At 40.8% G+C, this 15,097-nt stretch carries 11 protein-coding genes; 8 read left to right on the plus strand and 3 right to left on the minus strand.

What is annotated here, in order from left to right; all coding sequences use genetic code 11:
* The first annotated feature begins 22 nt into the window (after nt 1–22).
* From FA047_RS17040 to FA047_RS17055, 4 genes are all read left to right on the plus strand, one after another.
* Entirely contained in the window at nt 23–1,201 is a 1,179-nt protein-coding gene (locus FA047_RS17040) for an acetyl-CoA C-acyltransferase (RefSeq protein WP_136837286.1), read from the plus strand.
* Nucleotides 1,202–1,215: 14 nt separating this feature from the next.
* Nucleotides 1,216–3,006, plus strand: coding sequence for an acyl-CoA dehydrogenase family protein (locus FA047_RS17045; RefSeq protein ID WP_136837287.1), 1,791 nt, complete (start codon nt 1,216–1,218; stop codon nt 3,004–3,006).
* Nucleotides 3,007–3,146: 140 nt separating this feature from the next.
* Nucleotides 3,147–3,656, plus strand: a complete 510-nt coding sequence (locus FA047_RS17050; RefSeq protein WP_136837288.1) for an FKBP-type peptidyl-prolyl cis-trans isomerase — start codon at nt 3,147–3,149, stop codon at nt 3,654–3,656.
* A 5-nt stretch (nt 3,657–3,661) separates the two neighbouring features.
* Nucleotides 3,662–4,576, plus strand: a complete 915-nt coding sequence (locus tag FA047_RS17055; protein WP_136837289.1) for an FKBP-type peptidyl-prolyl cis-trans isomerase — start codon at nt 3,662–3,664, stop codon at nt 4,574–4,576.
* Here FA047_RS17055 and FA047_RS17060 read toward each other — a convergent pair.
* Nucleotides 4,566–5,873 (minus strand): cryptochrome/photolyase family protein, encoded by a 1,308-nt coding sequence (locus tag FA047_RS17060; protein WP_136837290.1) that lies wholly within the window; start codon nt 5,871–5,873, stop codon nt 4,566–4,568. The two genes, FA047_RS17055 and FA047_RS17060, sit on opposite strands and share 11 nt — an antisense overlap.
* Nucleotides 5,870–6,778: a TIGR01777 family oxidoreductase gene (locus tag FA047_RS17065; protein ID WP_136837291.1), complete on the minus strand. Its 909-nt coding sequence runs from the start codon at nt 6,776–6,778 to the stop codon at nt 5,870–5,872. Before FA047_RS17065 ends, FA047_RS17060 begins: the two co-directional genes overlap by 4 nt.
* Before the next feature lie 155 nt (nt 6,779–6,933).
* Here FA047_RS17065 and FA047_RS17070 point away from each other — a divergent pair, with 155 nt between their 5' ends.
* From FA047_RS17070 to odhB, 4 genes are all read left to right on the plus strand, one after another.
* A complete protein-coding gene (locus FA047_RS17070) occupies nt 6,934–8,220 on the plus strand; it encodes a DASH family cryptochrome (protein ID WP_136837292.1) in 1,287 nt (428 codons plus the stop codon).
* Nucleotides 8,221–8,371: 151 nt separating this feature from the next.
* Complete coding sequence (locus FA047_RS17075; protein WP_136837293.1) at nt 8,372–9,250, plus strand: MerR family transcriptional regulator; 879 nt, start codon at nt 8,372–8,374, stop codon at nt 9,248–9,250.
* A 64-nt stretch (nt 9,251–9,314) separates the two neighbouring features.
* A complete protein-coding gene (locus FA047_RS17080) occupies nt 9,315–12,110 on the plus strand; it encodes a 2-oxoglutarate dehydrogenase E1 component (protein WP_136837466.1) in 2,796 nt (931 codons plus the stop codon).
* 19 nt (nt 12,111–12,129) lie between these two features.
* The gene (odhB, locus tag FA047_RS17085; protein WP_136837294.1) at nt 12,130–13,359 is read left to right on the plus strand and encodes a 2-oxoglutarate dehydrogenase complex dihydrolipoyllysine-residue succinyltransferase; all 1,230 of its coding nucleotides are present in this window, start codon (nt 12,130–12,132) and stop codon (nt 13,357–13,359) included.
* A gap of 75 nt (nt 13,360–13,434) precedes the next feature.
* On the opposite strand, the gene FA047_RS17090 is transcribed toward odhB, so the two are convergent.
* Nucleotides 13,435–15,093: a M1 family metallopeptidase gene (locus FA047_RS17090; RefSeq protein WP_136837295.1), complete on the minus strand. Its 1,659-nt coding sequence runs from the start codon at nt 15,091–15,093 to the stop codon at nt 13,435–13,437.
* Between the last annotated feature and the right edge of the window lie 4 nt (nt 15,094–15,097).

Here is a 15,097-nt window from a genome sequence, read left to right on the forward strand (position 1 = left end):
TAGGCTAATAAAAGATACTGAAATGCAAGAAGCATATATAATAGCAGGATATCGTACAGCAGTGGGCAAGGCCCCGCGTGGTGTATTTCGTTTTACCAGGGCTGATGATCTGGCTGCAGAAGTAATCAGGCAACTGGTGGCTTCGGTTCCGAATTTGGATAAGGAGCATATCGATGATGTGATTGTAGGGAATGCTACGCCTGAAGCGGAACAGGGATTGAACGTTGGCAGGATGATTTCTTTGATGGGACTGGATACGGATAAGGTGCCAGGCGTAACGGTGAACAGGTATTGTGCGTCGGGCCTGGAAACCATAGCAACTGCGGTGGCGAAGATCAAAAGCGGAATGGCCGATTGCATCATTGCCGGCGGTGTGGAGGTGATGTCCGGGATGCCTTTTGGTGGCTGGAAGGTTGTCCCTAATCCGGAAGTAGCGATGAAAAATCCGGATTGGTATTGGGGAATGGGCTTAACTGCAGAGGCGGTAGCCAATGAATATCAAGTGAGCAGGGAAGATCAGGATGAGTTCGCGTTTAATTCTCATCAGAAAGCAGTAGAAGCCATTAAAAACGGGCATCTGAAAGCAGGCGTATTGCCGATCACGGTAAACGAGAATTACCTGGATGAGCAGATGAAAAAGAAAACCCGCAGTTATGTGGTAGACACTGATGAGGGACCAAGAGCGGATACGACCTTAGATAAGCTGGCGAAGTTAAAGCCTGTATTTGCCGCAGATGGCTGTGTCACAGCAGGAAACTCTTCGCAAACCTCAGATGGTGCTGCATTTGTTCTGGTGGTTTCTGAAAAGAAAATGAAAGAGCTGGGCGTGGAGCCTATTGCCAGATTGGTAAGCTATGGGGTGGCCGGAGTTCCTCCGCGCATTATGGGGATCGGACCTATTTATGCCATTCCGAAAGCACTGGAAAAAGCAGGGATGAAATTAGATCAGATAGATCTGATTGAGCTGAATGAAGCATTTGCCTCCCAGTCGCTAGCCATTATAAGAGAACTTGGTTTAGATACATCCAAACTGAATGTGAATGGGGGTGCGATTGCATTGGGGCATCCACTCGGATGTACCGGGGCTAAATTATCAGTACAGTTATTTAACGAATTAAAAAGAAGAGATCAGAAATACGGTATGGTGACCATGTGCGTAGGAAGCGGGCAGGGTGCGGCTGGTATTTTTGAGATGCTTTAAAATCTTATACAAGTATGGAAACTACAGACAAAAAAACAATTAAAGGCGGCGAATTCTTAATTACGGAAACGTTTTACCAGGATGTATTTATTCCTGAAGAATTTGATGAAGAGCAAAATATGATTGCACAGACCTGCCGTGATTTTCTGGCAGCGGAGGTATATCCTAATCTAGACCGAATTGATACCCAGGAGGAAGGATTGATGACATCATTGATGGATAAAGCAGGTGAATTGGGTATACTGGGTGTTTCTATACCTGAAGAATATGGAGGTTTTGGAAAGAATTTCAATACTTCGATGTTGGTAGCTGATGTAATTGGTGCGGGGCACTCTTTCGCGGTGGCACTTTCGGCACATACAGGAATTGGTACATTACCGATTTTATACTATGGAAATAAAGAACAGAAAGATAAATATATCCCTAAACTGGCAACAGGAGAGTGGAAAGCTGCATATTGCCTGACTGAGCCGAACTCCGGATCGGATGCAAATTCTGGAAAAACTAAGGCCAAACTTTCTGAGGATGGTGAGCATTATATCATCAATGGACAAAAAATGTGGATCACTAACGGTGGCTTTGCAGATGTGTTCATTGTGTTTGCGAAAATAGATGATGATGCTAACCTGACTGCATTTATTGTTGAGCGTGAATTTGGTGGCATCACGATGAATCCGGAAGAACATAAAATGGGAATCAAAGGCTCATCAACCAGGCAAGTGTTCTTTAATGATTGTCCTGTGCCTGTTGAGAATATGCTGTCTGACAGGCAAAACGGATTTAAGATTGCCGTAAACATCTTGAATATCGGAAGGATTAAGCTTGCTGCGGCTGCGATCGGCGCTTCAAAAGCGGTGATAGATACTGCTGTCAACTATTCTAATGAACGTATTCAGTTTGAAAGGCCAATTTCAAAGTACGGAGCAATCAGGTTCAAGCTGGCTGAAATGGCAGCAAAGGTATACGCCGTAGAATCTGCGAACTACCGTGCAGGTCAGAATATTGATGATGCTTATGATGCTTTGGTTGCCGGAGGCATGGATGAAGGAAAAGCAAAGTTGAAATCTACTGAGCAGTTTGCTGTAGAGTGTGCCATATTGAAAGTATGGGGTTCTGAGGCTTTGGATTATGTGGTGGATGAGGGTGTGCAGATCTATGGTGGTATGGGATTTTCAGCTGATGCGCCAATGGACAGGGCCTACCGTGATGCCAGGATCAACAGGATTTTTGAAGGAACGAATGAGATCAACAGATTGCTTACGGTGGATATGATGCTGAAAAGGGCAATGAAAGGTGAGCTGGACCTGATGACCCCGGCTACTGCCGTGGCGGCAGAACTGATGTCTATTCCTGATTTTGGGGAAGAAGACGACACTTTATTTGCTGCGGAGAAAAAGATCATCAAAAATTTAAAGAAAGCAACTTTAATGGTAGCCGGTGCTGCTGTACAAAAGCTGATGATGAGCTTGTCTAAAGAGCAGGAAATCCTGATGAACATAGCCGATATGGCAAGTTATATTTACGTAGCAGAGTCTGCAATGCTGAGAACTGAGAAACTGGTGAGTATTAGAGGGGCAGAGGCGTGTGAAGGTCAGCTGAACCTGATGCGTATGTACTTTGTAGAGGCGGTAGATGCAGTTCAGAAGGCCGGTAAGGAAGCTTTATGGGCATTTGCTGAAGGTGATGAACAAAGGATAATGATGGTAGGACTTCGCAGGTTTACCAAAATGGAGGCATTTAATGTAAAAGATACCCGTCAGAAAGTAGCTCAACAGATGATAGCTGCCAATAAATATTGCTTTTAAGATTAAGATTCATAATTAAACTGAGGACGCCCTTATTTATTAAGGGCGTTTTTTTATGCCTGATTGCTTAATCAGGGCTTTAATTGTTAAAATTGGTTAAAAATTGTTCTATCCCTAATAAAAGAGTATTTTTGTGCATTATGTTAAAAAATAGGCTTTTATTAGGGATGATTTTCATTGGTTGTGTAATTGCCGCCTGTGAAAAGCCTGAGGTCTATGATGAACAGTCACAGTATGAAATTGACGAAGCACTCATAAAAAAGTGGTCTGATAGTAGTGGAGTGGTGCTGACAAAACATGAGAGCGGGGTGTATTACAACATCATCAAAGAAGGAACAGGGGCGGATGTCGTTACCTTGGATGATACTTTAAAAGTGCAGTATGAGGGTAAGTTATTGACTGATTCTGTGTTTAGTCAAACGACTGCCGAAACTGATACATTTAGATTTGTACTGAAAACTGTGATGCCCGGATGGCAACAAGGACTGCCGTTGATAAAGGAAGGTGGGGAAATTCGATTGTTGATCCCTTCAAAATTGGGTTACAGAAACTATCCTGTTAAGCATGGGGAATTGCCCCGCCAGCAGGTGCCGGCAAATTCTGTGTTGAACTTTAAAATAGATTTAAAAAAAGTAGTTAAAAAGAAATAATAAATATGTTAAAAAAAATATCCTCGTATACCTTTGTTTTATTAGGGATGATCGTTGTGTTGAGTTCTTGTAAAAAGGAATATGAGTCAATTGAAAGTATAGATCAGGCAAAAATCCAGGAATATATTTCTAAAAATAACATAGCTGCGGTAGAAGACCCTGCAAAATCAGGATTCTATTATCAGGTAGTTACACCAGGTACTGGAGATCAGTTTGCAAACACGGACTCCGTATTGTATACTGTGACTGTAAAATCATTGTTGAATGGGACTATTTACTATGAGAGTCCGGTTTATAGTAATATAGGAACATACGTGGGGTATACCAATGCACTCCTTGGACTGAATGCCACTGGAGTTCGCACAGCAATCCAGGCCTTAAAACCAGGAGGTAAAGCACGGGTAATCCTGCCTTCCTACCTTGCCTTTGGCAAAAATGGAAATACTACTATCGGTATCCCATCTAACGAAATCATCGATGTAGTGATCTCTACGTATCCGGAGAAAAAGCAAAGATTACTTGATGACAGATTGATCAGGGAGTATTTAATTGCAAAAGGATTAACTGCAACAAAAGATCCTGTTACCGGAGTTTACTATATTGTAGTAGCACAAGGAACGGGCACTGAGGTAATAGATATGACAACTAAGATCAAGGCTAATTATACCGGACGTTATCTGTTGAACGGTAGTGTGTTTGATTCTTCCAGCGATGGATCATATTCATTTACGCTTACCCAACTGATATCAGGCTGGGATGTATTGACAAAATTTAAAAAGGGAGCGAAGGTTAGGTTGTTTATTCCTTCTTCAGAAGGTTATGGAACTGCCGGTTCTGTGAATCCAAATACAGGGCAGGTCATGATCTCTCCCAACGCAATTCTTGATTTTGATATCGAAATTTTAGACGTTACGAATTAAGCGCTTCTTTAAAGACTTTTAATATTCTTTCTCTTGCAAAAGCATGTTCGACAATAGGTTTGACATGCTTTTGTTGTTTATGTTCGGGTAGCCATTTATTGATGTACCTGTAGTCCGGATCGAATTTTTTGGTTTGAAGTTCCGGATTAAAAACACGGAAATAGGGTGCCGCATCGTTGCCACAGCCACAAGCCCATTGCCAGCCCCCAATGTTACTCGCCATCTCGTAATCCATTAGTTTCTCTGCGAAGTAAGCCTCACCCCATCTCCAATCTATAAGAAGATGTTTGGTGAGGAAACTTGCAACAACCATTCTTACCCGGTTATGCATATAGCCTGTTTCATTTAGTTGTCTCATACCGGCATCGACCAGGGGATAGCCGGTTTTACCTTCGCACCATGCTTTAAATTCATCCTCATTGTTTCTCCATCTGATCTTGTCGTACGCGGGTTTGAAGGATTGACTTACTGTGTGCGGGAAATGCCATAATATCATCATGTAGAAATCCCTCCATGCGAGTTCTGAGAGCCACTTGTCAGCATTTTGTTTCAATGCTTCACGGGCAGCATATCTTATGCTTATGGTTCCAAACCGGAGATGCATGCCGATATGAGTAGTCGCGTCATCGGCCGGATAGTCGCGTCTTTCTTCATAATCTCTCAGCTTACTCTCAAAATCTAATCCGGGCAGGGCCTGGGTAGATTTTTCAAATCCCATGTCCCTTAGTGAAGGAATCTCAAAAGGTGGCGTGGTCAGGAAGTTGTTGAAATATCTTTTTGATGGGTATGATTTAAGGTAAAACTCGTTCAGTTTTTGTTGCCACTGTCTGAAATATGGAGTAAAGACTGTATAGGGTTTTCCATCTGCTTTTAAGATCTCATCTTTCTCAAAGATGATCTGGTCTTTAAAAGTCCTGAAAGCAATACTCTCAGAGGACAGATATTCTGCTAATCCACTATCGCGTTCTGTCGCATATGGTTCATAATCGTGATTAGTGAAGACAGAGTTGACGTTGTAGGTGTTTAATAGGCCGGTCCATACTTCCTCTGGAGTGCCATATTTAACAAGTATTGAGGTGTCATATGCTTGGAGTTGCTGATTGAGATGAATGATGGTCTCATGGATGAAGTTTACCCTCACGTCCTTTTTATCTAAGAGCTTATTTAGTATGTTCTTATCAAATATAAATAATAACAATACCGGATCCTTACTTTTTAAGGCGTGATATATAGCGGCATTGTCATCCAGCCGAAGGTCTCTTCTTAACCAGCAAATGTTGATGCTTTGTTTACTCATTTGCTGTAAATATCGGCTAAAGCATCTTCAAGATGGGTGTATTTGAAAATAAATCCGGTATCTAGTAGTTTTTGTGCCGATGTATTTGTGCTGAGTGTAACGACGACACTCATTTTACCAAGAATCATTTCCAGTATTTTTTCCGGCACTTTGAGCGGCCAAACCGGACGATGTAATTCTTTTGCAATGGCCTTGGTAAGGGTAGCATTGGTGACGGGGAATGGTGCGCATGCATTGTAGGCTCCTTCGAATGTAGGATGGTCAACTGCTAGCTTAAACATTGATACTATATCATCAATATGTACCCATGGTATCCATTGTTTACCGGTGCCCAGTGGAGCTCCTGCAAAAAAGCGAATAGGTTTATCAAGAGATGCCAATGCTCCATCGTTCTTAGCAAGAACGAAGCCTATTCTAAATTTAGCTATTCGCAAGCTGAGTGATTTTCCTTCGTCTACGGCATCCTCCCATAACTTACAGCAACGCGCCATGAAGCCAGTTCCATTTGTCGATTCTTCTGTAAGGATCTCATCTTCACGATCGCCGTAATAACCAACGGCGGAAGCTGAGATAAATGTGCTAACAGGAGTTTGCGTTTCTCTAATGGTTTGATATAGTAGTTCTGTGCTCATTACCCGACTGTCTATGATTTGCTGTTTTCGTTCTTTAGTCCATTTCTTGTCAGCAATGGGTTCCCCTGCCAGGTGGATAATGGTGTCTATCCCGTCCAGACAGGCGGGATCGATCTGTTTATTATAAACATCCCATAGATAAACTTTTACGTTTTTTAAGGACTTGTTTTTTCTTGAAAGAATTGAGATAGTATGTCCATCTTGCAATAAGGCAGCGATTAGTTTTTTACCGACGAGACCAGTTGCCCCCGTAATTAAAATTTGCTTCTTCATAAATCAATAACCTGTAGTTTTAACTTTAGTTTCGAAAAATGGACTTTTAAATGTAATATTTTGTTTTGCTTATGTAAATATTGCATGAGGTATTCGTACTAACATAAAAAATCGTATATTTTTGTTGATTATAATAAAAGCCCTCTTTCAATTTAATGAAATCTAAGAAAATATTAGTTTGGTTTAGGAATGATCTTCGCTTGCATGATAATGAAATGTTGGTTGAAGCGATTGCTAAGTCAGACAGTATTTTGCCGGTTTATTTTTTTGACCCACGTTATTTTGATGACACCCGGTTTAGCACTTCAAAAACAGGATTAAACCGTACGCTTTTTTTACTTGAAAGCGTTGATGCCCTGCGAAAGGCTTTTCAACAAAAAGGAGGAGATATCCTTATTGTGCATGGTAAACCGGAGGAAGAGATTCTTGAGCTCGTGGAGCGTTTTGAAATCTCAGAAGTCTATCATCACAGGGAGGTAGGGCCCGAAGAGACGGCTATTTCTGCGAGTGTAGAAGATGCGCTTTGGAAGCAAAAAATTAATCTAAAGCATTTTATTGGGCATACTCTTTATAATAAAGAAGATCTTCCATTTCCGATAAAGGATATTCCGGATGTTTTTTCTCAGTTTAAAAAGAAAACAGAGCGGGATGCGATTGTGAAATCTTGTTTTGAAACGCCGCAAAATATTACTTTCGTAGAAAATGATATATGGGGAGATTTGCCTGATCTTCAAGTATTGGGTTTTGAACAGAATGTGGAGGAGGACAATTTAACTAAGCGTATTTCGGGTGGAGAAGAGGCCGGACTTGAGCATTTGGCTGAGCTACTTGAAGAAGGTTCAGAAATCTACTTGAAAATAAACTCTAAAGGTAATGCCGATAAACAAGGTTTTTCGTCCCGATTATCAGCGTGGCTTTCATTTGGTTGTCTGTCGCCGCGTAAAGTTTATTGGAAGATCAAGGATGCTGAGACACGGTTTGGAAATAACACTAATTTTAACCAGGTTTTGCTTGGCTTACTATGGAGGGATTATTTTAGGTTTATGTTTAAAAAGCATGGGGTCAACTTTTTTCAGGAAACTGATTTTCAGGAGTTGATACTTACCCCTGTGGAAAGTGATAGTGAAATCGTTCACCAATGGAAAACAGGTCATACCGGTCATGCATTGGTGGATAAATATATGCAGGAACTAAACGGTTCGGGCTTTATCCCACAAGCCGGCAGGCTGGTTGTTGCGACCTTTCTGGTTCATGTTTTGAAAGTACACTGGACGCGGGGAGCAGCTTATTTTGAGGAAAAACTGGTTGATTATTCTCCGGCAAGTAACTGGGGTAACTGGGCAAACGTTGCAGGGGCTGGTTTGGATCTGAAATCAAAAAACACTTTCGATCTGGAAAAACAAATTAAGATTCTGGATGTTGATTTAGATGAAGCAGTTTGATTTACTGAAATTTTTGTCGGCTGTTAGTTAGGTTTTATTCTTTTAGGTAATTTTAAGTTGCCAAAAGAATGAAGCGTTGGAAACATATTGAAATGTTAAACAAAAATTGTTTTTTAGCCAAGTTTGTTTAACATTTGTTGTAAATACTAACGTGAAGAAATTCTCAATAAGTGACATAGAAGGCCTTATCGGCATCAAAGCACATACTATAAGGGCATGGGAGGTAAGGTATGGCCTGGTACCACCTAAAAGAACGCCTACTAACATCAGGTATTACGACGAAGAGGACCTTAAAATTCTGCTTAACATCGTTGCCTTAAATGAGAATGGCTATAAAATCAGTAAGATAGCCAAAATGGGACATAAGCAAATCTCTGAGCTTGTTACCCAATTAAAAACGGACTGGAATAATGATTCTGTTCAGATGCTGAATCTTTCTAATGCTGCTATCACCTATAATGAAGAAGTTTTTTCTGAAATCCTGGCTGGTTGTATTACTGAGATGGGTCTGATTAAAACTATGGATACTGTGCTATTCCCTTTTATGAAAAGGGTTGGGATGCTTTGGCAAACAGGAACAATAGATCCCTCACATGAACATTTTGCTTCAAATCTGATAAGAGACCGGATTATAGTGGAAATTGATAAACTAAGTAAGCCTGAAAAAAAAGATTCCAAAAGATTTTTGCTTTTTCTGCCTGAGGCTGAGATGCACGAGACCGGTTTATTGTTTGCCAGATATTTACTAAAAAAGTGTGGCCATGAAACGCTTTACCTAGGTTCGGAAATTCCATACTCAGATCTTAAAAAAGTTGTAGAATCCTATAAGCCAGACTATTCATTTATTGTGCTTACATCTTTAAATTTGGGTAAGGACATTAATAAAATTATTGGTAAGGTAATGGACAATCTAAATGTTCCTCTTCTCGTAGGGGGAAGTTTGATCTCAGAATTTGATATTCTTGTGCAGGATCAACTCACGCCATTGAAAAATGTTTGTGATATGGTTGAATTTCTCGAAGATTTATAAAGAAGTTTACCTGTTATTAAAGGTAAAATCCTAATTTTGCAACACTTATAGCAATTCATACATGATGGATAATTTATCTTATCTCAACGGCGCAAATGCCGAATACATAGAATCCTTATATCAATCTTATAAAGAAGATCCTAATTCAGTTGAATTTGGATGGCAAAAGTTCTTTGAGGGCTTTGATTTCGGGAGGGGGTCAGCAGGAAGTTCTGTTAGTGCAGAGACACCTGAGCACTTTCTGAAAGAGATCAATGTTTTGAACCTGATTAACGGATACCGTCAGCGCGGCCATTTATTTACCCGTACTAACCCGGTAAGGGAGAGGAGATTACATCTTCCGACTTTGGATATTGAGAACTTTGGTTTAATAACGACAGATCTTGATACCGTGTTTAACTCGGGTATAGAAATCGGTATCGGTGCCGCTAAGCTGAGTGATATTATTGCTTTCCTGAAACAGACATATTGCCATTCCATAGGTGCGGAGTATAAATATGTGCGTACTCCTGAAGTTTTGAGATGGATTGAAGGGAAAATGGAGGGTGTCCGCAATACACCTAATTTTTCTATTGATGAGAAGAGGAGGATTTTAAAGAAACTGAATGAAGCGGTTAGCTTTGAAAACTTTTTGGGGACAAAGTTCCTTGGGCAGAAACGCTTTTCACTGGAAGGTGCGGAATCATTGATCCCAGCATTGGATTCAGTTATTGAAAAAGGTTCTGACCTGGGAATTGAAGAGTTTGTAATCGGTATGGCACACAGGGGACGTTTAAATGTCCTTGCTAATATCATGCAGAAGACTTATAAAGACATCTTTGCTGAGTTTGAAGGTAAGGGGTATAGTGCAGAATCTCCATTTGGAGGTGATGTGAAATACCACCTTGGATATTCTACAGATGTTACCACAAATAATGGAAACAGCGTACACTTGAGCTTATGCCCAAATCCGTCGCACCTTGAAACAGTAAACGGCGTGGTAGAGGGAATGACCAGGTCTAAAATAGACTTTAAATACGGCGGGGATAATTCACGTATTGCACCTATTTTGATACATGGCGATGCCTCCGTTGCAGGACAAGGTATTGTTTACGAAGTAATTCAAATGGCAGGTCTGGATGGTTATAAGACAGGTGGTACCATACACCTGGTGATCAATAACCAGATTGGCTTTACGACTAACTTTAAGGATGCGCGTACCAGCACATATTGTACAGATATTGCTAAAGTAACGTTGTCTCCCGTATTCCACGTCAACGGAGATGATCCTGAAGCTTTGGTTTATGCCATTAACCTGGCAATGGAATACCGTCAGAAATATAAAAATGACGTGTTCATTGATATTCTGTGTTATAGAAGATTTGGCCATAATGAGTCTGATGAACCTAAATTCACTCAGCCATTATTATATAAGAGCATAGAGAAACACGCTAACCCGCGTGATATATATATTCAGCAATTGATAGGAGAAGGTAAGCTAGAGGCCAGCCTTGCGAAGGAAATGGAAAAAGAATTCCGTGGAATTTTGCAGGAGCGCCTTAATGAGGCCAAAGAAATTACTTCTACTTATCAGGATGTGAAATTCGGTGGCGCATGGTCCGATATGCGTATTGCTACACCTAAAGATTTTGAGAGTTCACCGAATACCTCGGTTAAGAAAAGCACATTGCTTGAAATTGCCAAAAGAATCAGTACGCTTCCTTCAAATAAAAAGTTCTTTAAGAAAATTGAAAAGTTATTCGAAGAACGGAGCAAAATGGCAAATACTACCAATGTATTTGACTGGGCGATGGGCGAACAGCTTGCATATGGTACTTTACTTGCGGAAGGTAAACGTGTTCGTTTGAGTGGACAAGATGTGGAGCGTGGTACATTCTCTCACCGCCATGCCGTACTGACTCTTGAAGATTCAGAAGAAGAATATATCCCATTGGCTAATATTTCAGATCAGCAGGCGACTTTTGATATTTACAATTCGCATTTATCAGAATATGGCGTGTTGGGTTTTGAGTATGGTTACGCCATGGCTAACCCTAATGCATTAACCATCTGGGAAGCTCAATTTGGTGATTTCTTTAACGGGGCACAAATTGTCGTAGATCAATATATTGCAAGTGCTGAGACTAAATGGCAACGTGAGAACGGATTGGTTATGTTATTGCCACATGGCTATGAAGGACAAGGACCTGAGCATTCATCTGCAAGGATTGAACGTTTTATGGAACTTTGTGCGGATTATAACATGCAGGTAGCCAATTGTACTACGCCGGCAAACTTCTTCCATGCTTTACGCAGACAATTTAAACGTGATTTTAGAAAACCTTTAGTCGTATTTACACCAAAGAGTTTACTTCGTCACCCTCAATGTGTTTCCCCTCTTGCTGACTTTACTGATGGTAAATTCCAGGAGGTGATTGCAGATCCTAATGTGAAAGCAGCGGATGTAAAACGCGTATTGTTTTGTTCAGGTAAAATCTATTATGAATTGCTTGAAAAACAACAAAAAGATCAGATCAACGACGTAGCTATCGTTCGTGTTGAACAGTTGTATCCTACTCCTTTGGAGCAAATGGAGACCTTATATAAAAAATATAAGAATGCAAAGGAAGCCGTTTGGGTACAGGAAGAGCCTGAAAACATGGGTGCATGGCCATATTTGCTGCGCAGATTAAGAAGAACTATCTTTAGTGATATTGAAGTTATTTCAAGAAGAGAGAGCAGTAGTACCGCTACAGGATTTGCAAAACAACATGCAGATCAGCAGGCATATATTTTAGCTAAGGCTTTTGAGATGCCGGTTACTGAAAAAGAGCAGAAGATTGCTAAGAAATCAGTGAGTAAAGTATTTAATGTAGATTAGAAAAAATAATACATCAGTTATGAGTATAGAAATAAAAGTTCCGCCAGTAGGCGAGTCGATAACCGAAGTTGTTTTGTCACGCTGGGTGAAAAACGATGGCGATGCAGTAGAAATGGATGAAGTAATTGCCGAATTAGAATCGGATAAAGCAACGTTTGAATTAACTGCAGAGCAAGCCGGAACTTTAAAAACAGTAGCTGCTGAAGGTGATACTTTGGCTATTGGTGCTGTAGTTTGTAAAATTGAAGATGGCGGTGCTGCCCCTAAAGCTAAAGAAGAAGCGCCGGTAGCAAAAGCTGCTGTCGCTGAAGATAAAGTGGCTGCTCCTGCGCCGGAAAAATCGGCAGAGAGTTACGCCACTGGTACGCCGTCGCCTTCTGCCGGAAAAATCCTTGCAGAGAAAGGTGTTGATGCCGGATCTGTAAAAGGAACTGGTGTTGATGGCAGGATCACTAAAGAAGATGCAATAAATGCACAGAAATCTGCTCAGCCTGCAGCGAAAACGGAAGCTGCTAAAACAGCTACGACGCCTGCTGCGGTAGCCGGATCTAGATCTGAACGCAGGGAGAAAATGTCTCCACTACGTAAAACAGTAGCTAAACGTTTAGTTGCCGTGAAAAATGAGACAGCAATGCTGACCACTTTCAACGAGGTGAACATGAAGCCTATCATGGATCTGCGTGCCAAATACAAAGATCAGTTTAAAGAGAAATTTGGTGTTGGTTTGGGCTTTATGAGTTTCTTTACCAAAGCTGTTTGTGAAGCTTTAAAAGATTTCCCTGCGGTAAATGCACGCATTGATGGAGAAGAAGTTGTTTACAATGAATTTGCTGATATTTCTATTGCGGTATCTGCACCTAAGGGATTGGTAGTTCCAATTATTAGAAATGCGGAGAGCATGAGCCTTGCTCAAATCGAAAAGACGGTAATTGAACTGGCAACTAAAGCACGTGACAGCAAATTGACGATTGAGGAAATGACAGGTGGTACTTTTACCATTACCAATGGTGGCGTTTTTGGATCTATGATGTCTACGCCAATCATCAATGCGCCACAGTCTGCAATTTTAGGTATGCACAATATCATTGAGCGTCCAATTGCTGAAAAAGGCGAGGTTGTAGTCAGGCCGATGATGTACGTAGCTTTATCATATGATCACAGAATTATCGATGGTAGAGAATCCGTTGGATTCCTGGTAAGGGTAAAGCAATTACTGGAAGATCCAGCAAGATTGCTTCTAGGCGTGTAACTTTAAAGAATAGGTATATAGAAAGCTCCGGTACATGTGTGCCGGAGCTTTTTTTGTCTGCAGGTATTCTAAAGACTAATCAACGGTCTTCAGGTTGATGTAGAAATTCGGATCTGCCTTGAAGTTATCCTTATTGATGCTTTTATCCACAGCAATTGTCTTCCATGCTGTGCCTGGCTTGATCAAAGTATACACACCCGGTTTTAAAGATACCTTTACTGGCATGTCAAAATCTTTAACGTCCGCTACCCATTTGTATTTCAATTGATTGTTCTCGATTTTGTATTCCATGGAGGGAATGTTGCTGTGACGCAGGTATTGATCAAATATTTTATTGAGTTTTAATCCGCTTTGCTTGGCGATGTAATTCTCAATTTCCTGAGTAGTTACTGTTCTATGATAGAATGTTTTATTCAAACCTCTTAGGATGCTCCTAAATTTTTCATCATCATTAATGAGCTGTCTGATGAGATGCACCATGTTTGCGCCTTTATAATACATGTCTCCGGAACCCTCACTATTGACGTTGTAGTTACCTATGATAGGGATGTCGTTTTGAATGTTTCCTCTAATGCCGACAACATAGTCAGTCGATGCAGCTTTTCCATATTTGCTTTCAGTGAATAGTGACTCTGAATAATTTGTAAAGCTTTCGTGGACCCACATATCGGCAATGTCCTTGGTTGTGATGTTATTTCCAAACCACTCGTGCCCACTTTCATGGATGGTAATGAAATCAAATTTCAATCCCCATCCCGAACTGGATAAATCTTTCCCCAGATAGCCCATTTTAAATTGGTTGCCGTAGGCTACTGCACTTTGATGCTCCATGCCCAAATGAGGAGCCTCAACAAGTTTATAACCATCTTCATAAAAAGGGTAAGGGCCAAACCAGTGTTCAAAGGACTTTAGCATAGGTTTTACATCAGCATCCCAGTGAGGACGTGCTTTGGTGCTGTCTTCCTTTAGAGACCAGAAGTCCAGCGACAGATTTCCTTTTTCTCCTTTATACTGATCTGTCCAGTGTGCATATTTTCCGATATAAAGCGTGACATTATAGTTGTTAATGGGATTGGATACAAACCAGTTGTACTGTGTGAAACCATCAGGTTTCTGAACAATGCTTCTGAGCCTGCCGTTGGAAATATCCTGAAGTCCTTTCGGAACAGAAATGCTGATGAGTATACTATCTACTTCGTCGCTCTGATGGTCTTTGTTTGGCCACCATGAGCTGGCACCAAATCCCTGACAGGCAACTGAAACCCAGGGATTGCCGGACTTATCTTTGGTAAATATGAAACCTCCGTCCCAGGGGGCTCTTTTGGCAATTACAGGATTGCCTGAATAAAACACAGTGAAGTGCTCTTTTGTGCCTTTTTTTACCTCATTGGGGAAGTTTACAAATACAGCATTGAACTCTCTTATAAATTGAAGTTCAGTACCTTTGTAAACAACTTTTTCCACCTTTAAATTACTAAAAAGGTCAAACTGCAGTTTTTTGAAATTCTGAGTGGCAGTGAATTGAAATTCATTGCTCCCGCTGATGAATTTTTTATCTATATCGACCTTAACATCAAGGTGATAGTAATTGATATCGTAGCAGCTACGTAAAGGTGTTATCATCCCTCTTAGTGTGTCCGCACGGGTAAAGGTATGCTGGCCATCCATTAACTGCGCGGAAGCCAGCTGACAGCTCAATAAAACAGCAATTGCACTAAAAAATAAGTTCTTCATTTAA

Origin of the sequence: Pedobacter frigoris, assembly GCF_005116445.1 — a bacterium.
Lineage (GTDB): Bacteria > Bacteroidota > Bacteroidia > Sphingobacteriales > Sphingobacteriaceae > Pedobacter > Pedobacter frigoris.

Bases quoted from the DNA above. Each gene is read 5' to 3' on its own strand.
- FA047_RS17040 (WP_136837286.1), top strand. From the start codon at position 23: ATGCAAGAAGCATATATAATAGCAGGATATCGTACAGCAGTGGGCAAG.
- FA047_RS17045 (WP_136837287.1), top strand. From the start codon at position 1,216: ATGGAAACTACAGACAAAAAAACAATTAAAGGCGGCGAATTCTTAATT.
- FA047_RS17050 (WP_136837288.1), top strand. From the start codon at position 3,147: ATGTTAAAAAATAGGCTTTTATTAGGGATGATTTTCATTGGTTGTGTA.
- FA047_RS17055 (WP_136837289.1), top strand. From the start codon at position 3,662: ATGTTAAAAAAAATATCCTCGTATACCTTTGTTTTATTAGGGATGATC.
- FA047_RS17060 (WP_136837290.1), bottom strand. From the start codon at position 5,873: ATGAGTAAACAAAGCATCAACATTTGCTGGTTAAGAAGAGACCTTCGG.
- FA047_RS17065 (WP_136837291.1), bottom strand. From the start codon at position 6,778: ATGAAGAAGCAAATTTTAATTACGGGGGCAACTGGTCTCGTCGGTAAA.
- FA047_RS17070 (WP_136837292.1), top strand. From the start codon at position 6,934: ATGAAATCTAAGAAAATATTAGTTTGGTTTAGGAATGATCTTCGCTTG.
- FA047_RS17080 (WP_136837466.1), top strand. From the start codon at position 9,315: ATGGATAATTTATCTTATCTCAACGGCGCAAATGCCGAATACATAGAA.
- odhB (WP_136837294.1), top strand. From the start codon at position 12,130: ATGAGTATAGAAATAAAAGTTCCGCCAGTAGGCGAGTCGATAACCGAA.
- FA047_RS17090 (WP_136837295.1), bottom strand. From the start codon at position 15,093: ATGAAGAACTTATTTTTTAGTGCAATTGCTGTTTTATTGAGCTGTCAG.